Genomic DNA, 24,607 nt, shown 5'->3' with positions numbered 1-24,607 from the left:
GGTCACCAACCTGTACTGAAATAGATTGAGCTAGGCGTCTAATTCTTCTCTATCGTGGATAATTTCGAAAATCGATTTAAATGACCGAGCTTTTTCTAAGATATTCACCGGCATGTGCAGTGCTCTTGCAATGTCACTTGCCGAAATCATACCTCGCAATGCGCCTTTGTCGTCAACTAATAGAACGTGTTGTTGACCAATGTCTTGAAGTGTTTCAACGACATCACCAATTTTTGCTGATTCAACAAGACGATATGGCATTGCTTGAAGCTCAAATCGCTTAGTCATCATGTCTTCTACCGTTAAATCAGCACGACCTAAGCTTTTCTTTTGTGCTGTTGCTAACACTTTTCGACCCGTTAAATCTTTCGCGGTGATCACGCCAAGAAACGTATCATCGTGATCAATAACCAACTTTGATCTTACATGCCCGTTTATCATCATATACAGTGCATGGTCTACATCCACATCTTTCATGATAACTTGAGGTTGTCTACGAGTGAAATCTGTAACGACTTTAAGTGCTGAACTCGATAGTGAAAGCGGTTCAGAATCATAGTGGTCGCAAAACTGGAAAACCTCGTCTAGTTTTATGGTTTTAATTGCGCGGTATTCACCCATAACGGTACTCCTTAGCGGCAGTGCAGTGCCTTTCAAATCACTGCAAAAAAAGAAGGGAAAGGAAAATTTCGTGGTCCTTCTGACTAAAATATGGTCCATCCTTTTTTTGGTCGCAAGTAAAAAAAGCGCTAATTTGAAACAATCATGGTGTAATCCGCTGTAATCGTATATTCAATAAAATTACGGTATCATCTCTCTAAGACACCAAGAATCAATTTGATTGATACTCTCCATTAACGATATGGTAGCCTCGAATAACAATGTCGACTACTCGGCGTATACAAATAAGGCGCTATTTTTAGATAGAAGGAATTTCAATGGCTTACTTAATTGATGAACAGAAATTAGAAAAGGTATATCTAAAGAGCTACCATACCGTTGGCAGACAGAAATTGAGCGTTGATACCATCATTGATAAACCGACGATTTCTCGACATCATGCAATTATCGAATTGGCTGATGGTAAGTGGCAAATTCGTGATGTAAGCACAAACGGTGTGTGGTTAAACGACAAAAAGTTAGACAAAAACTTAAGTTATTCCTTAGCGGTAAATGACAAAATCGATTTCGCTGTTGCCGGAGAGAACTCCTATGTAGTTGGTGATTTGGATACCAACTGCCGTTATCTTATTTCACAGTCCATTCCTCGCCAAGTTATCGAAGTGACGGATCAACTCGTTATACCAAATGACGACGAACCCTCTTTTATTATTTACCACGACAAAATCATCAATTATTGGTTTATCGAAGACCTCAACACCAATGACCGACAAGCCCTTTTTGATGGTGGAATCGTCAAAGCGTTAGGCACTCAGTGGCAATATATTTGTGCGACTGAGCACCAATCGACTGAGATCATGAACAATGAACACAATATTGCACCTTGTTCGCTGATGTTTAATGTAAGCCAAGACGAAGAGAACACTCAGCTTTCAATCAACGTCGATAACAAAGAATATGATCTAGGTACTCGCAGCCATCATTACCTACTTTTACTGCTCGCAAGACACAGAATAGAAGATAAAGAAAATGGCGTTGAGCTATCGCATCAAGGTTGGCAATATCGTGAACATATGGCAAAAGATTTAGGCATTCAAATGAATCACATGAATATCATGTTGCATCGTGCTCGTAAGCAACTTTCCGATTTAGCGGAACAAGGTGCACCAGACTTAAGCTTTTTGTTAGAAACCTATTTCGGTAAAATTCGATTAAATTGTCAAGACTTAAGCATCATTAAAGGTGCACATTTAGAAACCCGCGTTACTTTTTAGCTCCCTCATTTGACGCATTCTTGGTCGTTCAAGAATGCGTCATTTTCAAACCTTGCTTAGCTTGACTGAATCTAACGGTATTCACCTGCTTCGCGAATAATGTCTTCTTCCAGTGCTTTGTGTAATCCTAAGACAAACAAGAATTCAGCCATCACAAAAAGTGGACCAATAGCAAGCCCAATCAAGTCATCAACAAATGCAGGCTTTTTCCCCTCGTAATAATGACCCACAAATTGAAATATCCAACCCACCACGAACAACACAACGCCTGTAATCGACATACCATAATCTGTAAAAGAAACGAGATAAGGTGCTGAATAACAAACAATCGCATACATCGCAGCAAATGCAATGGCCATCGCGAAACCAAGTGATAGACTGAGCAATATATAGTAAGCAAGTGATAAGGCTATCACGACTAACGTTGCGGTGATGGTGACTGAATCAACCGCCAACACGGGGAAATAAAGCAAATACATCACGGCAATCACAATAAGCGGAATACCGATAAAATGGGTCGCGATGTTTCTTTTATCACGATGATACCGTGCGTACTGACTGAGCTGTTCAACCAACGTTTTCATATTTTTGTTCTTAGAGTAGTTACTTTAAAATAAGGTTAAAACACGTCCAACCTTAAAAGTCAATCGTCGTAAATCTAATCAAGACGCTCGTTACACATACTGTGAAATCAGAATAACGTTGGATACAATCTTTTTTTTAAAAAACGTTCATCATCGAATACCGTTTTGTTCTTAAACATAAAATAAACAAAAGGAATTAACATTGTGCAAAGAAATGACTATTTGGCTTCACAAGATTTAGTGTCGTTCAGGGATATCTGGATCAATATTTATGACGGGCGATGAGCCGCCCATTACGGACTCACATGATGGGTGATGTGGGGACTGGAGGCTAGATACCTCCGACTCCGGCTATCCAATTATGTTTTATTGTTTTAGTTGTTGTTTCATTGAAGAAACTAGGTCGGCCAAGTCTTTAGAGTAAGTCTTTAATTTCCTATGATCTGCATTTATAAGTGCCTGTTCAATATCAGAAACAATATTCTCAACTTTTTCTGAGTTCTCTACGATGAGTTTAGAAATTGAGCCTACTTTATTTAAGCCGTATTCTTCTATTTTATCGCCCAAAAATGGAACTGGCTTAAGTTGAGGTATGGCAATTTCAAGAGTTTTATTTATCTTTTCTATATTTTTGAAGCTGTAGGCTTGGGCAGTATTTGTGAGCTTTGTTAACTGAAGAGATATATCTTGAACAGCATCCACAGCTTCTTTATTGTCTTTAATCGATTTTGTGATCTCTTTATTACCTCTTAAAGTTGTATAAAGAAAAAAGCCTAGACATATAAATGTAAGAATAGCACCTAGTGCAATTATCCATATCGCGTGATCGTGCCCAAATATATTTGCCCCGAGAATTAGGACTATACCCGAAAATCCAAAAGCTAATGCGAAACCGCCAGTTTTATATAATTTCTCAATAGCCAAAGACAGAGAGTCTGTAAATCGCGTGATTTCTTGTTCGGGCATCGGATTTTCCTTTAGATATAATGACTCCCAGACGGTGCCAGACTCCGCATTTTCGTGGGATAGCTAAAAAGCCAAGGCCATAATTAGTTTGTCAAATAACTAAACAGCAGGGGCTAGTCTGAATAAACATAGCATACTTTTTATCGCCTTAGATACTCATAAAGCGTTCGTTGTAGTCGCTTATTGTGAAGAACAACGAGATGCTAAACCCGTTCATTTAGGGCGAATTTCCTCCGCTAAAGTCGCTTCACACATCGGCCGACTAATTTCTTCTACTTTGATTTCTTGATTCTGATATTTAACCACATCCAAGCTTTTACTGCCCAACGCGCCATCATTATGGTCTTGTCACGTTTTATCAATCCCACTTTAACTTTTCGAGTTCTTCAAATGTACTAAGCATTTCGTCAATTTCGGTAAATAAAAAAGCTAAATTTTCGTTCCCAATAGTAATTCCGTTACTTGTTTCGGATAAGTAGTATGCCGATTTCGAGTGAATAGTTAATAGCCATTTACGCGCCAGTCTCGTTTACGCGGCTAACTCTGTCGGATATCTGCCATTGCGTCCTTTTGATTGTGCCTTTGTGCGGTGAACATCAATTTCAAACTCAATCCCACGTATCCACAGACCTTACAGGTCCAATTCGGTAAAGCTGACGGTTTCACTTCGCTTTGGGACGTGGGTTGGACTCGTGCATACCGCGCTAAATTGCTCAGCAGCTAAGGACTATACTACTAGCATGCATTGCTATACATGCACCACTCTTTCCGCGTGATGATTTACACAATGTCCTTGTTCTTGCATACAGTGTCGCAAGTATCTTACCTCTAAATACGCGCGAGTCCTTTGTCGGGGAATCAGTCGCGTTTGTCTATCGTTTACCAGCCCCCTTGTCGCATCGACCCGCAGGAATTAGACAGTGTAAATATTGGCGACACTATTTGAAATCGACACAAACCAAACTTGTATTTTGGCGTTTTCTAAATGAATTCGCTTAGATTGACTCAAAGTTACGACGGTTTAACGCAAATTTCTTTCATGGTTTTCGATTGCACCATAGGCTAAAAAGAAAAAGGAAGCACAATGCGCTTATCAACACTCTCTTTATCTCTAGTTCTTGCTCTTAGTACACTGTCAGTCTCGGCACAACAGAATTCAGCCGTTTCCATTTCCGCCGATTTACAGCAAAAAGTGATCGACTGGCGGAGACATTTTCACGAGTTTCCAGAGCTGAGTAACCGTGAATTTAAAACCAGTCAAACGATTTCAGATTACCTCGAAGCGCTAGGTTTAGAGGTTCAAACTGGCATAGCACATACCGGTGTTGTCGCAATATTAAAGGGGACAAAACCCGGCCCGACTATCGCTTTTCGAGCCGATATGGATGCATTACCCGTCACAGAGCAAGTCGACCTACCCTTTGCGTCGAAACAAACCGCAACATATCGAGGTCAAACAGTGGGTGTTATGCATGCTTGTGGACACGATAACCACGTCGCTATATTACTTGGCGTAGCGCATCAATTAACCACCATGAAAGATCAGCTCGCTGGGAATGTAATGTTTATTTTCCAACCGGCTGAAGAAGGGGCACCAGAAGGTGAAGAAGGTGGCGCAGCATTAATGCTCAAACAAGGTCTATTCAAGGACATCAAGCCTGAAGCCGTTTTTGGATTGCACGTCACCAACCGCCTACATTCTGGGCAAATCGGTTACCGGAGTGGCCCTCTCATGGCGAGTGAAGATTCTTTCGAGATGACCATTCATGGAAAACAAACGCATGGTTCACGCCCATGGAATGGTGTAGATCCTATTGTTACCGCCGCACAAGTCATTATGGCAACACAAACCATCGCCTCTCGACAGGTTGATGTGACCAAAGCTCCATCGGTAGTGTCCTTTGGGGCAATAAATGGCGGGATCCGATCGAACATTATTCCTGACGACGTCTCGCTAATTGGCACTATCCGCAGTTTCGACCAAGATATGCGGGCCGACATCAAAGAAAAGCTCGTGTTTACGGCTGAAACAGTGGCTAAATCGCAAGGCGCAACGGCAGAGGTTAAAATTAAGCATGGCTATCCAGTAACAGTAAACGATCCTACTCTGACCGCAAAAATGATCCCATCGGTAAAACGTGTAGCCGGTGATGAAAACGTCATGGAAGTTCCTCTCGTCACTGGCGCTGAAGATTTTTCTTATTATGCCTTGGAGACACCAGGACTTTTTTTCTTTCTCGGGGTGACGCCAAAAGACACACCGTTGGATAAATCAGCAAGCAACCATTCACCGCGTTTTTATGTTGATGAGCCAGCGCTTCAAGTCGGCGTACGCACTTTGACACAAATTGCAGTGGATTACCTAAAATAACAACCCATTCCCAAGTAAAAAAGTGGGCACATAGCCACCTGTGCCCGCCTATCCTTTATCAATTAACCAATCAAACGTTCATAGAGTCCAGAACTCCGCTGCACCGATTTGCGCATTGCCAGTTTTAATACTTCAGGCTGGGCAACTAATTCGAGTTTATTCTTCGCTCGCGTAATACCTGTGTAGACGAGTTGTCGGTTGATCCCCTGTTGCGCTTTTTGCATAGGAGGAAGCAGTATTGCAGTATGTGGGAACTCAGAACCTTGTGACTTATGTATCGTCATCACGTAGGCCAACTCAAATTGAGGTAACCGTGCAGGATAGAAGAAACGCGTTTCACCTGCGTCGTCGATAAAGCTTGCTTTAAGCTCGCCATCGTCATCTAACATCAGTATACCAATATCACCATTAAACAATTTAAGTTGGTAATCGTTGTGTGTGATCATGATTGGCATACCCAAATAAAACCGCCCTGTTCGCAATATCAACCCTTGTTGAACTAGCGCCTGTTCTATCTTAAAGTTCAACTCGTTTGCACCATACGCGCCTTCTCGCACTGCACATAACAAACGATATTGGTTAAACAATTCGTGAACCTTGATGGGCTTTTCACTCTGAGCTATCGCGGTTAAATACTGTGCGTAGCGCTTTGCTGAACCAAGAATAAGATTTGTGTAACTTTGCTGAGACAAGTTTTCTAGTTGGATGTCCTCAAAGCCTTGTGCCAAGACCCAATCTAGGTGCCTAGAGTCATTTCTGTTAACCGCAAGTGCCAGCTGACCAATGCCACTTTGCTCATTGAAGCGGTGACTTTTTTGCAAGAACGACAAGGAATCTCGAAGCTTAAAGTCATCTTGCTCACTCACTTCAGTCGAAAATACCGCTTCGCATAAGTTCTCTAGTTGGAGTCGGTGTTGCGACGAATAACTGGGTGTTGCGCCTAACGTTAGCTTTTGACACAAATCACCCAACACACAGCCAGTATCAACCGACGCAAGCTGGTCTTTATCTCCCAACAAAATTAAGCGCGCGCCTTTTGGCAACGCCTTTACCAATTTTGCCATCAACGATAAATCAACCATAGACGCTTCATCGACGATCAACACGTCTAAGTGCAAAGGGTTGGATTCATTGTGTCTAAATTTATTTGAAAAAGGAATGACGCCCAGTAAACGATGAAGCGTCTGCCCATCTTCTGGGATCTGCGTAGACAACATCTCTGGCAGTGCTAATTTATGTTTGGCCGATTTTATCGACTCGCTTAACCTAGCTGCCGCTTTACCTGTCGGTGCCACCAGCTTTATGCTAAGTGGTGCACCTTGATATAAAGACTGTAAAATCGCCAATAATTTTGTAACAGTGGTCGTTTTTCCAGTTCCTGGGCCTCCGGTAATAATGGAGAAGCCATTTAAAACCGCATTTGCACATGCGACTTTTTGCCAATCTATTTCATCGCTTTGTTTTGGAAAGTACTCAGCCAATAACCTTTTCAGTTGTTCCGTATCCACTTTGACTTGACGATTCGCCATTTCAAGAAAGCGCTGACTAAGCGTTGATTCGTAACGAGCCTGCCTCGAGAGATAGAGCTTTGAACCAAAGAGGGAAAGCGGTTTATGCTCACCTATCGCCGGGTGTTTTTCGAGTAAATCGACTGCGTCATCCGCGCCCTTAATAGCAATAACATCAAGCGGAAAATCAATGGTCTGATCCCTATCTCTCAATCCGAAAGGGTTCGTCCAGTCAATAAGGCGCAAGTCTAAACAGGTATGCTGTTGTTGCTCAGCAATGAGCAGCAACAAAACTAAGAAATAGACGGCGTCGTTATCAAAGGCGACCATCTTTGCTAGTTTTACATCACTGTGCCTTACTTTTCCGATCGTCAAGAGGTGCTTGGTAAATTGAGCGACATCCACTTCACGTGCTTCGAAATCAAAACCAACTTGCATGGACATTTTTAATCTTCCCCCTCAACAAATAATGCGTCAAATTCGGCCAAATCTGAGTTTGTGAGTCGATTGAAGTAAATTCCTTGGTTATCCGGCAACGCTCGTAAAAACAAGTAGAGTGAACCCCCTAAATGAATGTCAGGGTCATAGTTTGCCACTCGAAATTTAAGTAAGCGGTGGAGAGCCACTGTATAAATGATGTATTGCAGATGATATTGGTGACTATTCATCGCGGTTTGAAGATTTTCAAAATCATAGTCATCAGGGCTGTCTCCCAAATAATTTGATTTATAATCCAATACAAAATAGCGCCCTTGCCATTCGAAAATCAAATCAATAAACCCTTTTAGCAGACCCTGTACCTCATCAAAATGAAGATACGCCGAATGCCCTGTGATCCGAGTTAAAAGCTGATTGAGTTTCAACGCGGTAAGTGGCTTCAATGGCAGATGAAACTCCATCTCAACTAAACACTGTGCCATCGTAAGTTTTTGCAGCGAAAGCGACTGCTCACCGTCAACAAGCAATGTGGCGTTCAAGCACTGTGTGACCCATTTACAGGTCGTTTCTTGCCATTTATCCTCAATTGAATATTTAGTAAGACTCTTTTCTACGGCTTCACTTAAGGTGATTTTTTCGCCACTCGGTGTATTCGGTGCGTTAAAATCAATTAGCTCGAAAATTTCATGCAGGCAACTACCTGCTTTGGCACCTTTAGGAAAGTTGTAACTTGATAATGCGTCGTCAACTTGAGTGGGTAAATCCAGCAGATGATTTTCATCGATCGCTCCTATGGGCCTTTCATCCGAGCTGGTGTGATACGTCAGTTGACTGAAACTGGTTGAGCGCCAGTTTCGTTCAACCTGACCGACAAATTCCCTTACGGTTAGAGGCATTTTGCTTCTCGTTTCAGCCGGTAACGCGACCGCGTCGATTTCCCCCTTCAACAAACGCAGCGTTAGGCCCTGCTCTTTGATGATGGTGCCTAACGCCTGATGCCATTCATCTGCCGCAGAAAATTCTCTGGCTCCAAACAACACAAAACCAAGCGCTGTAGAGGTTATCGCTAATTTTTTACTGCGTCCCATACCGACGTTAAACAGTCCGATTGAACAATGGTGCACAGCTCGCGTTAGCGCAACGTATAAAAGTCGAATGTCTTCTGCCAAACGCTCTTTTTGTGCAGCGGCTAATGCCGCGTCTGATTTCTGAAGGTCAACGAAAGTCTTGCCATCTTTGTGGAACTTCGCTTCATCAGTTTCGCGGTAGCTTGTTGCAAAAGGTAAGTAAACAATTGGATATTCTAGCCCTTTCGATGCATGCATCGTTATAATTTTAACTAAGTCCGCGTCACTTTCTAAGCGTAACTGCATGCCGTCGTTAGCCGTATCTGCAAGCTGTTGATTAAGCCATCGTATAACTCGATGTGTTCCTTCCAGTTCTAGCTGTTTTTGCTGAAGGAGTTCTGCTAGGTGTCTATAATCCGTCAGTATTCGTTCCACATTGAAACCTCGGGTAGCCCAAAGTCGAGGGAGCGCATTGTCGACCAATAATAATTCCAACATCGCCATGGCCCCTTGCCTGTCCCACGACTTTCTTAGCAAAAAGAATCTATCTAAGTAATGTTGCCAAGCACGCTCGTCTTGTTGGAGATTGTAAAGTGCCTGATGAGTTAGACCAAATAACGGGCCAGCTAACACACCTCTGATCAGTCCTTCGTCATATTTACCGTGTAGTACCGAAACAAAGTGATACAAATCCCGAGCAATTGGTTGCTTGAATACACTGTCTCTAGAGAGAAAGACACTACTGACGCCAACCGCCGACAGAGCCTGCTTCATTGCACTGGCTTCCTGCCTATCGCGAACCAAGACACAAATGTCGCTTGCTTCAATAACCTTGTCACCAATTCGAGCATGACCATGCTTCGCTTTATTTAACAAAGCAGCGATGTCTGCCGAAAATGCTTCAGCTAATTGGGGTATAGCTGAACTCTTAGATGTGACATCCTGGTCATCACATAATACATTAAAGGCCAAAGGCGAAGGTTTTTGTCCTTCGATGGTCAAGGTATCAGACTCCGATTTTCCTTGTGCATCTACTTTTTGAAAAGGAATATCACGGTTAAAAATGAAGCTGTTTTCATGCTGTGTAAAAACTGCATTAACGGCATCCACAACGGCTTTATCGGACCGGAAATTTTTCGCAAGTGTAAATTGCCTTTCCACATCAACGGTGTGCTTCGCAGTGATGTAGGTGAAAATATCCGCACCGCGAAAACCATAAATTGCTTGTTTGGGGTCGCCTATCATCGTCAATTGTGGCAAGTCATTAATTTCCACGCTTGAGTTGTAGATAGTGTTAAATATGCCATATTGAATGGGGTCGGTATCTTGAAACTCATCAATAAGTGCAACGGGGTATTGTCCAGCAATATTTTTTGCCAGTGCCTCGCCAAGCATACCATGAAGTGCAGAATGCAATCTTGTTAACAAATCATCTGGTGTTAAGATCCCGAATTTTTCTTTGTGGCTGATAAGCTTCTCGCGGATAGCCGCGAGTGATTCTTGCATAATCGCAATCGGTAGCTGATATTTAACGATATGGTGTAACTTTGCTAAATGATCAAATTGTGCAGTCAGTGGATGGTGAAATGGTTGCCCATTTTTCTTATAGATTTCTGGCTGAGAAACACTCTCCGTTGACCACGTTTCAAATGATTTGTTGCTTGAGCCAAACTCAAACCACCAATCAGTGCTGGTAATGTATGTCTTTAAAGCACTCAGATTAGCTTTGTGTTTAGGCGGTTTATTTCCGCTAATGTCCGATGCTTCAATCGCTTCAATGAAGCCTTGTTCAACGAGGGCTTCTTTAAAATCAATAACGTCATTTTGATAAGTTGTTTTCGCCGCGAGGACTTCTGACAACGTCACTACTGGCTCAAGTACAACTGAAGTGTTACTGATGAAAGGTGCTACCGCTTTTAACAATTGGGCAGGGGTTGCGAAAACATCAAGAATGGTTTTCGTTTTTTCCAAATCTAACGGGTACACAAACTGACGCCAGTAATCATGAACCGCTTGCTCAATTAGTTCTCGTTGATCCAAGATAAATTGCTGATTAAACGCAAGATTGGACTCAAAAGCATGCTGTTTCAACATTCTTTGGCAGAAACCATGAATCGTAAAGATGGCCGCTTCATCCATACTTTTCGCAGCCGCATCCAGTAAGTCAAAGGCGGTATGCTTATTCTCTATGCGCGACAAAATCTCATGGATCAGCGCATCTTTAACTGGCGCACCGATGAGCGCGTCTCGTGCATCAACAATACGCTTTCTAACTCGGTCTTTAATCTCTTGGGTTGCGGCATCGGTAAACGTCACAACTAAAATTTTATCAATCGGAAGTGGCTCTGCACTCTCTCCAGTTACGCCGTACATGCCCAGTAAATAACGCAGATACAACCCAGTAATGGTGTAAGTCTTTCCGGTGCCTGCACTGGCTTCGATGAGCGCGTGGCCGGTAAGCGGCATAGTAGACGGATTAAGCACTCTCATGTTCAATCACCTCACAGACAGCAAGAATCGGTTTCAATAGATCATTTGCAAGTTCAATAAACTCGCTTTCATAGGCTTGCAGCACCTCACCAAAACACAACCTCACATAGGGGTCTTCGCAATCTCCGCGACCAATGTATTGACCACCTTGATATTTCTGCATTGCTTTTCCCATGTCTTCCGATTGTGCGAAGATCAATGACGAGGTCGGAAAAAACGGCTTCGGCGTTTTCATCGCAGACAAATAAAATGTAAGCCAACGGGTTAATTCGAGCATGGCGTCTTTTGCGGCCAATGGTTTAAATTCAGCGCGTTCATCCAATCCCACTACACTCGTCGTCACGGCTTCATTTAGACCACAAGCAACACAATGCCAAATAAATCCAGCAATGAGGTCTTTCGCTTTGATGGATGCACTCCGATAGAACACCTGCTGACGTTCGTAAAGTGAAGACAGCCACCCTTGCAATTCAACGCCCTCTATAGATAACGTTACTTCAACTGGTTCTTTAGGGTCTGCGAGCAAAGGTTTGAGAAAGTTGGCTTGGCGTTCAACTCGTTGATGCATTGTGTTGAGTTGCAACTTGCCAACGTTCGACTGTGGCAGTGCACCTCGTTGTAACCATTGTTCGTCATCAACGTGTTCTCCTTCAAGCATATATTCGAGGTATTCGCTCAGGTATTGGTACCGCGACAATGCATCTAACGAAAATGGCTCATCATCACCCTCTAAATCCTCAATTTGTTGCAAGCGAACACCCAATGTTTGTTGATAAAACAACGCCTGAGGGTTTAACACCCCACGGATAAGTTGGGTAACTTCTAGTTGAGGCAAGACAATGTCCGATAACACTTGATTTAATTGCTCTGCTTCATTTTCACTTTGATCATGAGTTACAAGCCATGTTGGGTTATAACTATGAAATTCGCCTTGTTGGTAGTGCAACGCATTAAAAGGTTGAAGCGGAGCTTGCTTCCAAATACATTCACTGACAGATTTGGCCTCCAGCTCAACATAGAACGCTCTGTCTATGTATTCTAATAGCTCGCTGACAAGCACTGAAGGCACTTGAGGCTCGTTATTAAAACAAGAACGACCGTTAAAACTAATATAAAACTTGTCTCTTGCACTTAACAAAGCTTCCAAGAATAAGTATCGATCATCTAATTTTCGTGATCGGTCACCTTTTTGTCGAATGGACTTCGCAACCAAGTCAAAGCCTATGGGTTGGACTTGACGAGGATAATCTTGATCATTCATACCAAGCAAGCACACGACTTTAAAGGGAACTGCCCGCATAGGCATGAGCGTACAGAAGTTCACTGAGCCGATTAAAAACCGTTGGCCTACTCCTTTTTCATTAAGGCCTTGCTGTACTAAATAAGTTAACACTTTTGGCGAAATTGCATCGACATAATCACGATTACTGTAGTGCCCTTCTAGGCTATCAATTACCTGTTGAATTTGTAGAATATCCCAACTCGATTCCGAGTCTGGATGATAAAAAACACTTACGATCCCAAGTAGGACTTGTGCTTTCTCGGCAAGAGAAGCTTCAAGTGCCAGCCCATTTTTCGCCTCAACAAGTGCGTCGACGAATGCAATGAGTTTGCTGAGCGTGTTAACTGACATGCCTTCAACTTCATCAAGGCCAAAGACACCATTAAACTCAACCGTTTCGTCTGCCATCGCATAACCAAGGAGTAGTTTGTTAAGTCCCAATTGCCACGTATTCAACTCAAGCTCTGGTAACTCAAATTCTTGTTTATGTTGGCCATCAATACCCCATTTAACTGCCGCACGGTCTAGCCACACATTCAGCTGTTCAAATTCTTCTTGCTCGATACAAAATTGCTGTGCAATTGGCTCTACAGATAGAAGGTCCATAATTTCGGACCGTTTAAAGCGACTAAATGGTAAATTCACTAGCTGTAAAAAGGACTGCAAAATTGGTTTTTCTTGCTCCAAAGAAAGATCCGCAATTGCATATGGAATACTGCGTTTACCACCTGCTCCGCCAAAGACCGCTTCAATGTAAGGGCTGTAAGTCCCGACGTTTGGCATCATCACTATGATGTCTTTTGGTGTCAGCGTAGAGTCTTGTTCTAAACAGGACAACAAATAATCGTGAAGTATTTCCACTTCACGAAGCGGTGTATGACAGTCTTGCACTTGGATAGAACTATCACCTTTCTTTATTTCAAATCGACCTACATCTGAAACATACCAATCAGGCTCTTGTCCTATCGATTGGCCTTTGAATGCCAATTCATAGATTTCCCGTTGTACATGACCTAATAGTCCATTATCAAAATCAGCAACAAACCTATCTAGCCAGGTCGCATCCAGTGTCAAAAGTTGTTCTAAATACTCTTTGCCAAGTTTACCCCAAGAGCCTAAAAGCGGATTACCGACTTGAAAATACTCGTCAATTCCCTCTGCGAGATTCGGCATCTTTGCGTACTTCGCTTTGATCTTCGCCTGTGTTTTTTCGTCAACCAAATCGCCCCAATACGAATCTGAGGGATTAAAAAAATACAGCAAAACGTCAATACGACTTGCGAGTTGATTAATAATTTCCAGTTGGCTTGGAGGCAACGCTGAAATACCGAAAACACTGATCCGCTCTGGGAGTTTCGCTAACGGGGCTGATGCAATCGCATCGAGTAAACTCTTATGCATGTTTGCTCGATGCCATGGGCTCTGTCCAAGTTTGTCGGTGTGGGAAACCAATTTGCGCCATAGATCGGGTTGCCACGGCGCGCTTTCAACATCGGTATCATTTAACTCATCAATACCACTTTCCCAGCTCTCTAACCAATTCGGACGGTACATTAGGTATTGGTCAAACACGTCCGCGATTTTTTCACTTAACATGAACGACTTCAAACCATCTTGGTCGTCTTCTAAATAACGCGCAAGCGGCTCATAAAGGGGTCCGATAAACATGCAGGTAAAATAGCGCAAATTTTCCAAGCTAAGTTCGGTTTATTAAATGCCGATTCGGCAGGAATATTTTCCAGTAATTGTTGATAAAGACGCCAAATAAAGCTTGAAGGAAGCGGAAAATCAATTTGCGCTGCGACACCAAGGTCTTCACACAGACCTATTTTCAGCCACTGCGACATACCCGGAGATTGAACAAGCACAATTTCTTTTTTAAATAACGAATCTAAGGGTGCATGCTTAATGACGGCGTTGAACTGAGTTTGCAACGCCTCCATTCGGTTTGACTGAATAATACGCAACATGTTGTGTGCCAAGCTTTTTTATACTTGGCATTAGTGTAAGCAATTTACGGTTAAGACGGTAGCGGTTTAAAACAAGTCGATGTCAGACTGCTCTTGATTCGATTGTATTAATTCCTCAGCCACTAATTCATCATAAAATCTTAACTGATCACGACCGTGATCTTTGGCGTAATAAAGCGCTTTGTCCGCATTCTCAAGGACGGTAATTGGGAAATCGTAAGGGCTGATTGGTGACATGCCAACACTTACCGTAAGCGCTTTAACAAAAGGAAAATGTGTAGTTCGGATAAGCTCCATAAACCCTTCCATTTTGGCTTTAATCGCCTCATAACTGGTTGGCTCAAAAACCAAGACGAATTCCTCACCACCAAAACGGAACAACAGATCGGTTGCTCTGAAATACTGTTTCATTTTTTGTGCAAGTAACAACAAAACTTCATCACCACAGACATGTCCATAAGTATCGTTCACCCGTTTGAAATGGTCGATATCCATGATAGCAAGCCAAGAACAGGCTGCCTGCTGCTTTTTGCGGTTGTCATCATTCCAAACACCACGGTGCTGTTTAAGTACTTGTTTTTCGATCAACTGTTTAAGTTTGCTTTCAAACGTTTGGCGATTAAGTAAGCCGGTTAATTTATCACGTTCGTTTTCATTTAGAATCGTAAGGTAGTTTTCAAAAATACGACAAAAGGCATTGAGCAGCACTTGATCACTGCTTTTAAGTCCTGAACTGACAATCGCAATCGCACCAACAGGCTTGTCGTGTAGATTGATGGGTACCCATCTACGCTCGACTCCATCATTAGATTGTACAGTGATAATACAGGCGCTTTGTAAGCAACTCAGAAGCTCAGGGGGCGGATTTTTAATTAACGTACGCTCACCCCACTCAAACTCACTTTTACCAATCAACTTTAACGATAAACTGAGTTCGACGGTAAGCTCTCCTGGCACCTGCAAGTCTTTAAAAACAGAAATTTCATCGCAGCCAATAAATTCCTGAATCGTTGATATCAAGCTGTATTCTAACGAGTCAATATCGCGATTTTTGGTTATCTTAATAACAGAGTTAAGTAGTTCTTCTTGCATAGTGACCTACCGCATAAGGCACGGATTTATAAGCTTTATAGCCAAGGACTTTATCATTTATGTGTATAACAAACGACATTCGTCCACGAATTATTGTTGCAACAATGCTATGGCTCAAGACGGGTGAACAAGCCAACAGCTTCACACCATGCATAAGAGCATCGTGCTAATGTTCTTCATTATTCCCTAACTATACTCCCTGAATCCCGATTAATGAAATCAATCGCTTCATTTAGCGGTAGCGCTTTCTCAAAATACCACCCTTGGATCTTTTCTATACCGAGACTTTTTACGTATTCGTATTGTTTGTGACTTTCAACTCCTTCAGCAACAAGCCGATGTCCTTGATCATGGAGTAATTTAACAACATTACTATATAGGGTACAGCCTGAGCTTGAGTCACATCTATCGAGGAATTGTTTGTCCAATTTCACTAGACTCACCGGTAAATCAGCCAGCATAGACAAACTTGAATAACCAGAACCAAAATCATCCAGTGCTGTTTCTATAAAATGTTCACGTAACATCTCTATATGATGGATAAAATTAACCCTATCACTTAAATAACTCGATTCGACTACTTCAATAATGAGCTGTTTAGGGTAACGTTTAAAGCGGCGTATTATACGATTTACGATGTCGTCTTTTAGCAGACTATCAGGGTGCAGATTAATGCTAATACAAGGTTGCAGGCCGAGCTGTTGAAAACGTTCTAAATCTTTTGCTGCGGTGTCAATGACCCATAAGTCAATTAACACTGACTGATGGTGAGCACCGAGAACATCCAGAAAATACGGCCCTACTACTTTACCGTCTTTGGTTTTTAGCCGTAATAACGCTTCAAATCCACAGCAAGTGGTTGTTGTACTGTACACTTGTGGCTGGTAATACAACATTAAGGTCCCACGAGAAAGTTCCGTAATAACCTCGCGAATCTCCTTATTAATGTGCCCTTGCTCTGATTGTCTTGCGATATACTTTGACTCCTGTTGCATATTGAATGCATCCGTTAACGCGAGCTGCTCTGATAGTTGTTCCAACGACTGCTGGTAATTCACTCGATTATGATGCCAACTCAGGAATGGGTAATAAATGGCTGTGTTAACCAGTATTAAAAAGCCCTGCAAAGCAACTGCGTGCCAACTATTTCCCACAATCCAACCGTTTACGAGTGTCGGTGTCATCCAACTCATTTCGATGTCATTAAAAGGGATCCACCCAGCCTCCAAAACCCAGTAAGCGACCACGAAATTACAGATGGGTGTCAGAAAAAAGGGAATCATTAGAATTGGATTTAGAAAAATAGGCAGTCCATAGAGAATAATTTCGCAGAAGTTAAACACACTGAAAGGAATTGATAAAAAGGCAATGTGCCTTTCATGTGATCTTTTGGGCAATAACATCGCGGCTAAGACCAACCCCACAAAACACCCTGTTCCTCCAATTAACACAAAGGTATCATAGAACGTTTTTGCGCTTATCCCTGGCAACAAATCTTCCGTTAAAAAACGACTGTCAAAGAGTAAATTATACGTATTGTCGCCGTGCACACCGACAAACCAGAAGGCATGAGAAAGTAACATACGCTGTGCGGTCAATTCAACGACGCTTGAATCTTTCATTAACGATTGCAATCCCGCTGCGATATACGAGCCAAATAAATCAAGTAGTGGCAACCAGAGGAAAAAACTAAAGAAAACGAGCGAGAAAGGTAGAAGCAACAACAACTTTTCTTTAAGAAATGGACTAACACTACCAAGCCAAATTGGAAACTTCGGTGACCACTTTAACAATGCTTTAAGTTGCAAGCTGCTTAAAATAGGGATCACAATTGAATAGGCGCTTGCACCTTGATCGTTGACAATAAAATTCCCGTCGAATTCCGTGACAAAATGCCCATGTATTGCGAAACACAAAAGTGCTAACAGCCCACCAACGATGCCACTCGTTCCATAGTTCTTGGACAGAAAAAAACCAAGAGAAAAGCTCACCATTACGGGAAATAAAGCGAGTATGAGCTCAGCCCCCTGCTTTACCCGTGAGACGAATCCACTGTCGCTCTGATACCAGCCAAATGCTGTAACCGTATTGAGGAGAAGAATGGCAACCGCACTACTGACGAAATAAGGAAGTAAAGCTATGAAGGCTTCACGGACGGAGAGTATAAAACGGCTCTTAAGAAATTGGTCTACCGCACTAAAAATTGAACGGATGAACTTTTTCAATGGACAACGCTCATACAGCTATTACCTCTGAACACTTAATGTCATAGCAAAAAAACAATTTCGCCCCATTCAACGCAAAGACATCGCTAAGTTAAATTACAAGCGATACATCCGTGTTCAAAAATCATCCATGCTTGTGTTCAGTATAATAACTGCTAGAACGTTATAGCAAAAAATTTACAACTTTATTATTAAACCAATGAAGCGAGCATCTCATCAGAGTAAGCAACCAGTTCATCGCCACGTTTTGCTTTTGCTACTAGGTCTGGGTTTGCAATAAATGGACGCCCGATTGCGACAAGATCAAAACGTTTATCTTCAATCGCTTTCGCCCCAGACTCAATGGTGAATCCACCAACACCAACCAATGTCCCGTTATAAACTTTACGCATGTAATCTGAAACTCGGCCATCTAAGTAATCAAACTCCATACCGTCGTCGAAGATACCGACATGCAGGTAAGCTAATTTCACATTGTTTAATTGCGCAATCAGATAATCAAATACTTCTCTATCTTGCTTATCCGCCGGCATATTAAAGTACGCGCCAGGCGACAATCTAAGTGCGACGCGATCATGCCCAATCGCAGACGTCACTGCATCTACGACTTCTAAAGCGAATCGCGCCATATTTTCAGGTGAACCACCATACTGATCAACACGTACGTTGGAAGCATGATGTAGGAACTGATCAATTAAATAACCATTCGCACCGTGAATCTCTACCCCATCGAACCCTGCTTCGATTGCGTTTTTTGCGGCCGTTGAATAATCAGCAACTAACTGTTTAATTTCTTCAACCGTTGCAGCTTTTGGTGTGACATACTGTAACTCTCGCATACGCGGAACTGTTCCTTCCACACCGATTGCAGATGGAGCAATGACATCACCACCAAAGAAATACGGATGTGCTACCCGTCCAACGTGCCAAAGTTGAGCGAAAATCTTTCCGCCCTTTTCATGTACAGCCGCTGTAACCTTTTTCCAACCCTCGACTTGAGCGGCTGAAAACAAGCCTGGCGTGTTTGGATAGCCCTGTCCATCTGGACGAATGATAATGGCTTCACTGATAATAAGACCAGCGTCCGCTCTTCTTGCGTAATATTCAGCCATTGCTTCCGTTGGCACTAGATTGTCATCAGCCATACATCGGGTAAGCGGAGCCATCAGAATATGGTTTTGTAGTTCAATTGATTCGTTTAATTTAAATTTTTGAAACAGTGTATTCATAATACTCGGACTTCTTTATTGAATGTACGTTCAAGATATTTTATTTTGAATACTCATTCAAGTTCTTTTTTTGAATAAGCAATCAACTTTGGTTATGATGTCCATAAGTTAAACTTCAAATCACAATTGAGAAATGAGAACCGCGGAATTCGACAGAACTTTTGTGCTGCGTCAAGCAATGATGACATTCATGCAATTTGGCTATGCCAAAACCAGCATGCAGAAATTAACGGAAGCGACCGGTCTGCACCCAGGTTCCATTTATTGTGCATTCAAGAATAAAAAAGGACTACTTCTCGCATCAATCGAGCAATACCAGATAGACAAACGTGAAAAAATGCAATTGCATTTCGAGCAGTTTACATCCATCAAAGAAGGTTTGAAGGCGTTTTTGTCGACTATCGTGTTTGACTGTACTCAAGAAGAATGTACAAAAGTGTGTTTATTGACAAAAACATTGTCTGAACTTGACGGTCAGGATGATGAGGTCAGCAGCATTCTTTCAAAAAATATGCACCAATTTGAAGAATCAATCACGGCGCTCATCGAAAAAGCGGTAGAACTTGGTGAATTGCCTGAGACGACAAATGTTACCGCCAAGTCTCGTTTTTTAACGATGGGGATACACGGTTTAAGAACGTACGCGTATACCAATCCAAATGTAGAATGTTTGTCAGAACTTGCGGATCAGCTTGTGGGTTATGTGTTTCAAACACCTTGTTAAGTTGAAGCACGAGTGTGTTGCCGAAAAAATAAATCATTAAATTGCAGATACGACCGGCGTAGAAACGTTAAAAGAGAGCGATGCTCTCTCTGTGCGGCAAATTTACCCAACACTAGTTATTTTCAAATTGAAAAATCTACTTTTTTTATTTTAGACTTCTAGACTAAATCAAAATTGAGTTAACCGTGAGGGTGAATCATTTTCGCTTAATTACTGCCGGACACTTGCTCGGTTAGAATTGTACTTTGAGACTGCCTGAGCGCTTCTTTAGAAGCTTCGCGTGCTTCATCTCGTTGTTTCTTAGTTGAACATAATTTTGAAGGAATGGTTGTACCAAGGCTTGATTGCTTTTCACATCGAAATCCTTGATCCGATTTAACTGACGCTGTTTTTTTTGTGTTAGCGCAGCTAGCTAAGACGCTTACACTCAACATAGCTAATAGAATTGTCGTTTTTTTCATCGAAATATCTCCTTTTCAAAAAATAGGCTGCAATGCAGCCTATTTATTAAATCAATTCTTAGAAAGTGTATTCTGCGTTTACGTAGAATGTTCTTAAGAATTGGTCATAGTAACGGCCTTCATAACCAACTAAGTGACCAGCAGGGTCGCCAAGTGACAATGGTGGCTCTTTATCAAAGATATTGTTCACACCAACAGAGATAGTCGCGCTTTCAATACCCGTGTAATCCAACTTGTAGTCAACCGTCGCATGTGATGGGACGCTACGTTGAATTGTTGTAGACGCAAGGCTTCCATCTTTGTTGTAGTATGGGAATGCAATAGAACCAACACCAACAGATTTCTCAGCGTCTGTCCAACCTGATTTATACTTCCAACGTAGTGTGTGAGAAAAATCACCGTGCGAGAACACGTTTTGGATATTAATAATGTTACGGAATACAACCGCATTATCAACGCCGTAACGGCCTAAGCTCGTTGCCCACTCGAATGGAAGTACGCCACCAACGGTGTATTCTTGCTCATCGATGTATGTACCTTGAACCGTTGTTTTAAGAGTACCTAAATCGAAATCGTTACGGTAGGTTACTTTCCAGTCATAACCAGCAGTAATAGACTTACCGATGTTGATTGAACCTTGAACAAGCGCAAGAGTTTGTGATGTAGAGTCAGAACGGTCCGGCTTAACAACAAAGAACTTGTCAAACAGTTCACGATTTTGGAACATAAACGCTTCGTCCGGCGTCTGTACCATGTCTTCAATCTCTACTTTCCAGTAGTCTAATTCAAGAGACAACTCTGTCGATGGTGAGTAGACAAAACCAATTGAGTGTTGCTTCGACGTCTCTGGCTTCAGATCTTTATTACCAAGTAAATATACATCATATTGCATATTATCTGGTGGACAGTACTGAGCACGAGGGTCACTTGATGGAACAGGACAATTGTAATTATCTGATGTTACGCCCCACGCTGATAATGGACGAGCAATTTCAGTCATTGTTGCAGCTTTAAAGCCTGTACCATAAGAGGCACGGAATACTAAATCTTCCGTTGCTTCGTAACGTAAGCTAACTTTGTATGTCGTGTCTGACTCGTCTTCGTTTACTTTACCAGCACTAGTCAAGTTATCTTCAACACCACCGATGCTGTCATAACGTAGTGCCGCATTCATGCTTAAATTCTCAAGAATTGGAATTTGAAGTTCAGCGAAAGCGCCGTAGCTTGAGCGTTCTAATTCATAATCGAAATCACCGCCGCCATCACCGAACTGCGTGTCAGCAACATTTTCTGCTGAACGAGTTAGTGAATAAGTATTATTGCGGTATTCAACACCGTAACCAATGTATGCATCACCTGCTGGTAATTCAAAGATAGGCTGAGAAGCACGAATATCGAAAGACAAGTTTTCGGTCACTGTTACGTTATCGTTGTGACGCCATTGTGCTGCTTCTAATGCATCGATACTCGCTTGATCTTGAGCAAATTCTTCTGGTGTAAGGAAGATATTTACACGACCGCTGCTGATAGCGTCAACAAACTTATCCGCGTAGAAGTAGCCGTTTTTAACGTCTGCTGTACGAGTTCCTTTTGAATAGACAACTGCTGTATTAAAGTCGATTGTATCGAATAACACACCGTCCAATCCAAGAATTGTGTTGTACGTTTCTGTATTGTATTCAGTTGAGCGATTACCACCTGGAAGTGCGCGCCATGTAGCACGGAATCGTGTTGCGTTTGCAGCTTGCTCTTCAGTTAAGTATGGTTTTACATAGTTAGTGTAAAGTACGCTATCTAGTGGAATGTTGATAAAACCAGTCGGGTTCGGTGCAATACGTGGCGTTGTTGTGTAATCAGTATAAAGTGCTGATGCAAACGCTTTAATATCGTCGTTTACTTTGAATTCACCTTGTAAAACGAAAGACTTACGGTCATATTCTGGGTAAATTTCTAATGTACTAGTGAAGTCGTATGAACACAGCGGGCTGTTCAAAGTCGCATTGTGTTCAGCGCATTGACCATTTTTTTGTAAGTAAGGGTTTAACTGAGCTAGCTTAGATACTTCTTTACCATCAACTGTCGTTTTGTAGTCAACGAACGCGTTCGCTGGAATCGCGTTTGAAGAACCATTGATGTCATAATAGTTTTGACCATCATATTCAAACTCAAGGAAACCAGTTTTAGCAAATTCACGCGCTGTTGATTTAAGTGCAGAACGCTCGTCATAGCTAAGTGATGCAACAAGGCTAAAACCATCTGCATCATAATCGCCAAAACCTGTCGTAAGGCTTGCAGAATATGACTCTGCGCCACCGCGAGGTTGATCCGTGCGAACTGAAACTGTTGTTTCACTTACTTCTTTCTTAAGAATGAAGTTAATAACACCAGCGATTGCATCTGAGCCATATAGTGCTGATGCACCATCAGTTAATACTTCAACGCGTTCTACAGCCGCAATTGGAATACTGTTTAAGTCAACAGAACTACCAGACCCTAATGGAGCTAGACGACGACCATTTAAAAGCACTAGCGTGTAACCGTCACCGATTGAACGCAAGTTCGCAGTCGCAGTACCGGCACCGCCGCCGCCAACAGAGTTAGCTGGCGTAGTAAAACCTTGCATTGATGGAATTTGAGAAATCAATTCAGGAACGCTTACTACACCTGTTTTTTTGATGTCGTCTGAACTGATAACACTGATTGGAAGCGCACCTGCAAGGTCCGTACCTTTGATACTTGAACCTGTTACTTCAATACGTTCAACTTTTTCAGCTTCGTCAGCAGCGAATGCTGACATTGAAGCTACTGAAGCAGACGCTGCACCAAACATAAGTGCCAAACGTACCGCTTTAGATACTTGGTTGTTTAACATTAATTATCTCCCTGAATAATTACGTTATAGTAATTAAATATTATTAAAACCCGCTTAGTGTTTTACCCCAGCTAGAAGAAAAACAATTTTATTAATTTATTCACGAGCGAAACCGATACTAAACCCGAACACACTCCACAGTCAACAACCATAAAAAATATAATTAATCACCCACACACAACAACTTTTCATTTATAACCCATTGTAAATACAGCTTTTGAACAACAAGCACACGCCATTAACAAGGATACAAAAAAGAAACAAACCATATTATTTAACATATCAAGATCATTATGACCCACTTTTAGATACATGCAGAATCATCAACAATATGAATTTAACATAGGTTTATTTACTGTAAAAAATTAGTTTACCCCTTATTTAGGTAATTTATTATATAAACAATTTGAGTACACACAACCCTCAGAAGTAACACGTTCTGTTTATATCCAATGACTTATATTTACATTAATATTACACGCAAAGAGTACTTATCACGGACTAACACCTCTAATCATCAATCACATTAAATTTTGCGAACCAAACTCAACAGCCAGCCATAAAGACAATAAAATTAATACATTATGATCAAGCGCTATTCCTACCAATGGAAGAGTGCAAGGCAAAATTCGATTTAATGAGTGGGTGTAACACCTTGAAAGTCGCTTCTTTTAAGAACCAATGATCTCGCAGAATGAAATATGTACCTGCTAAGCTTTTTATTAACAAATGTGGCTTATTCAAGAGTGACGTTTGTGTAGCAATTTGACACTGTTCTATTAGATGTCGTCTTCCTACACATAGCTAGAAACGTAAAGTGCTAAACGAATCCAATCGCTGAATGGAAAGAAATGAGATCACTGATTTGACGAAGGATTGAGTAGGTTTTGGGGTTAGATGCAAACCCAACGTTTACAATATGAAGTGACAAGGACCACGCCACACAATATTCTCAACAAAAAAAGGAGGCTTCAGCCCCCTCTTTTGAATGCAAATTAATTACCGTTGACTGTCCGGCGTTCACTTTTCATATAACGAGCAGCTTCCTCCTCGTCCTTTTTCATCTGAGCTCGTGTCTTACAAACTCGCTTTTTCATGTGAGAACCGACTGAGGCACGTGACTCACAAACAACATCGTTATCAGCCATCTGCGTATTGGCTTCTTTGCCTTCTACTTCAGATTGTGCCGACTCTGTGGACGCACAACCCGCTAAAGCACACAAACTTAGAGCAGTGAACAAAGTTTTCAATTTCATTATTTTTATCCTTACTTGTATTCATTTCACTCAAGACCTGAGTTAAAAATGTCGGCCTTGCAATCCCTAAACATTACCAATTCCAAAATTAGCAACAAATTCATACTACGCCAGTGAAACAGAAAGTCAACAAAAGTTAACCAATAAAGGTACGCGCTAAAATTAGTACAAAAATCG

The 24,607-nt window shown here is 41.8% G+C and carries 14 protein-coding genes and 1 pseudogene; 3 read left to right on the top strand and 12 right to left on the bottom strand.

What is annotated here, in order from left to right; translation table 11 throughout:
* Positions 1-30: 30 nt before the first annotated feature.
* A complete protein-coding gene (locus NI389_RS16960) occupies positions 31-621 on the bottom strand; it encodes a CBS domain-containing protein (RefSeq protein WP_208841705.1) in 591 nt (196 codons plus the stop codon).
* A gap of 317 nt (positions 622-938) precedes the next feature.
* On the opposite strand from NI389_RS16960, the gene NI389_RS16955 reads away from it, so the two are divergent.
* Complete coding sequence (locus tag NI389_RS16955; RefSeq protein WP_308360990.1) at positions 939-1,895, top strand: FHA domain-containing protein; 957 nt, start codon at positions 939-941, stop codon at positions 1,893-1,895.
* 71 nt (positions 1,896-1,966) lie between these two features.
* Here NI389_RS16955 and NI389_RS16950 read toward each other — a convergent pair whose 3' ends face one another.
* Together NI389_RS16950 and NI389_RS16945 are read right to left on the bottom strand one after the other, a co-directional pair.
* The gene (locus NI389_RS16950) at positions 1,967-2,479 is read right to left on the bottom strand and encodes an Mpo1 family 2-hydroxy fatty acid dioxygenase (protein ID WP_308360989.1); all 513 of its coding nucleotides are present in this window, start codon (positions 2,477-2,479) and stop codon (positions 1,967-1,969) included.
* Positions 2,480-2,845: 366 nt separating this feature from the next.
* Positions 2,846-3,445 (bottom strand): hypothetical protein, encoded by a 600-nt coding sequence (locus tag NI389_RS16945; protein ID WP_308360988.1) that lies wholly within the window; start codon positions 3,443-3,445, stop codon positions 2,846-2,848.
* 1,084 nt (positions 3,446-4,529) lie between these two features.
* On the opposite strand from NI389_RS16945, the gene NI389_RS16935 reads away from it, so the two are divergent.
* A complete protein-coding gene (locus tag NI389_RS16935; protein ID WP_308360987.1) occupies positions 4,530-5,816 on the top strand; it encodes an amidohydrolase in 1,287 nt (428 codons plus the stop codon).
* 62 nt (positions 5,817-5,878) lie between these two features.
* Here the strand turns inward: NI389_RS16935 and recD are convergent, their stop codons facing one another.
* The 6 genes and pseudogenes from recD to NI389_RS16905 form a co-directional block, all read right to left on the bottom strand.
* A complete protein-coding gene (gene recD / locus NI389_RS16930) occupies positions 5,879-7,768 on the bottom strand; it encodes an exodeoxyribonuclease V subunit alpha (protein ID WP_308360986.1) in 1,890 nt (629 codons plus the stop codon).
* A 2-nt stretch (positions 7,769-7,770) separates the two neighbouring features.
* The gene (gene recB, locus NI389_RS16925; RefSeq protein ID WP_308360985.1) at positions 7,771-11,319 is read right to left on the bottom strand and encodes an exodeoxyribonuclease V subunit beta; all 3,549 of its coding nucleotides are present in this window, start codon (positions 11,317-11,319) and stop codon (positions 7,771-7,773) included.
* Positions 11,306-14,571: pseudogene (recC, locus tag NI389_RS16920) on the bottom strand (exodeoxyribonuclease V subunit gamma). Before recC ends, recB begins: the two are co-directional and overlap by 14 nt.
* A 66-nt stretch (positions 14,572-14,637) precedes the next feature.
* Positions 14,638-15,663 (bottom strand): GGDEF domain-containing protein, encoded by a 1,026-nt coding sequence (locus NI389_RS16915; RefSeq protein WP_308360984.1) that lies wholly within the window; start codon positions 15,661-15,663, stop codon positions 14,638-14,640.
* 179 nt (positions 15,664-15,842) lie between these two features.
* The gene (locus NI389_RS16910) at positions 15,843-17,888 is read right to left on the bottom strand and encodes an EAL domain-containing protein (RefSeq protein WP_308360983.1); all 2,046 of its coding nucleotides are present in this window, start codon (positions 17,886-17,888) and stop codon (positions 15,843-15,845) included.
* 191 nt (positions 17,889-18,079) lie between these two features.
* A complete protein-coding gene (locus tag NI389_RS16905) occupies positions 18,080-19,117 on the bottom strand; it encodes an alkene reductase (protein WP_308360982.1) in 1,038 nt (345 codons plus the stop codon).
* Positions 19,118-19,250: 133 nt separating this feature from the next.
* Here NI389_RS16905 and NI389_RS16900 point away from each other — a divergent pair, with 133 nt between their 5' ends.
* The gene (locus NI389_RS16900) at positions 19,251-19,841 is read left to right on the top strand and encodes a TetR/AcrR family transcriptional regulator (RefSeq protein ID WP_308360981.1); all 591 of its coding nucleotides are present in this window, start codon (positions 19,251-19,253) and stop codon (positions 19,839-19,841) included.
* Between the two features lie 206 nt (positions 19,842-20,047).
* Here the strand turns inward: NI389_RS16900 and NI389_RS16895 are convergent, their stop codons facing one another.
* The 3 genes from NI389_RS16895 to NI389_RS16885 all read right to left on the bottom strand — a co-directional run bounded on the left by NI389_RS16895 (position 20,048) and on the right by NI389_RS16885 (position 24,430).
* Positions 20,048-20,302: a hypothetical protein gene (locus tag NI389_RS16895; RefSeq protein WP_308360980.1), complete on the bottom strand. Its 255-nt coding sequence runs from the start codon at positions 20,300-20,302 to the stop codon at positions 20,048-20,050.
* A gap of 58 nt (positions 20,303-20,360) precedes the next feature.
* Positions 20,361-23,174: a TonB-dependent receptor gene (locus NI389_RS16890; protein ID WP_308360979.1), complete on the bottom strand. Its 2,814-nt coding sequence runs from the start codon at positions 23,172-23,174 to the stop codon at positions 20,361-20,363.
* A 995-nt stretch (positions 23,175-24,169) separates the two neighbouring features.
* The gene (locus tag NI389_RS16885) at positions 24,170-24,430 is read right to left on the bottom strand and encodes a hypothetical protein (RefSeq protein WP_308360978.1); all 261 of its coding nucleotides are present in this window, start codon (positions 24,428-24,430) and stop codon (positions 24,170-24,172) included.
* Positions 24,431-24,607 lie beyond the last annotated feature (177 nt).

Source organism: Pseudoalteromonas xiamenensis (genome assembly GCF_030994125.1).
Lineage (GTDB): Bacteria > Pseudomonadota > Gammaproteobacteria > Enterobacterales > Alteromonadaceae > Pseudoalteromonas > Pseudoalteromonas xiamenensis_B.
This window is presented reverse-complemented; position numbering and strand designations above follow the sequence as displayed.

Coding starts and splice junctions, on each gene's coding strand:
- recD (WP_308360986.1), bottom strand. CDS start 7,768: ATGTCCATGCAAGTTGGTTTTGATTTCGAAGCACGTGAAGTGGATGTC.
- NI389_RS16890 (WP_308360979.1), bottom strand. CDS start 23,174: ATGTTAAACAACCAAGTATCTAAAGCGGTACGTTTGGCACTTATGTTT.
- NI389_RS16945 (WP_308360988.1), bottom strand. CDS start 3,445: ATGCCCGAACAAGAAATCACGCGATTTACAGACTCTCTGTCTTTGGCT.
- NI389_RS16950 (WP_308360989.1), bottom strand. CDS start 2,479: ATGAAAACGTTGGTTGAACAGCTCAGTCAGTACGCACGGTATCATCGT.
- recB (WP_308360985.1), bottom strand. CDS start 11,319: ATGAGAGTGCTTAATCCGTCTACTATGCCGCTTACCGGCCACGCGCTC.
- NI389_RS16895 (WP_308360980.1), bottom strand. CDS start 20,302: ATGAAAAAAACGACAATTCTATTAGCTATGTTGAGTGTAAGCGTCTTA.
- NI389_RS16955 (WP_308360990.1), top strand. CDS start 939: ATGGCTTACTTAATTGATGAACAGAAATTAGAAAAGGTATATCTAAAG.
- NI389_RS16915 (WP_308360984.1), bottom strand. CDS start 15,663: ATGCAAGAAGAACTACTTAACTCTGTTATTAAGATAACCAAAAATCGC.
- NI389_RS16935 (WP_308360987.1), top strand. CDS start 4,530: ATGCGCTTATCAACACTCTCTTTATCTCTAGTTCTTGCTCTTAGTACA.
- NI389_RS16885 (WP_308360978.1), bottom strand. CDS start 24,430: ATGAAATTGAAAACTTTGTTCACTGCTCTAAGTTTGTGTGCTTTAGCG.
- NI389_RS16905 (WP_308360982.1), bottom strand. CDS start 19,117: ATGAATACACTGTTTCAAAAATTTAAATTAAACGAATCAATTGAACTA.
- NI389_RS16960 (WP_208841705.1), bottom strand. CDS start 621: ATGGGTGAATACCGCGCAATTAAAACCATAAAACTAGACGAGGTTTTC.
- NI389_RS16900 (WP_308360981.1), top strand. CDS start 19,251: ATGAGAACCGCGGAATTCGACAGAACTTTTGTGCTGCGTCAAGCAATG.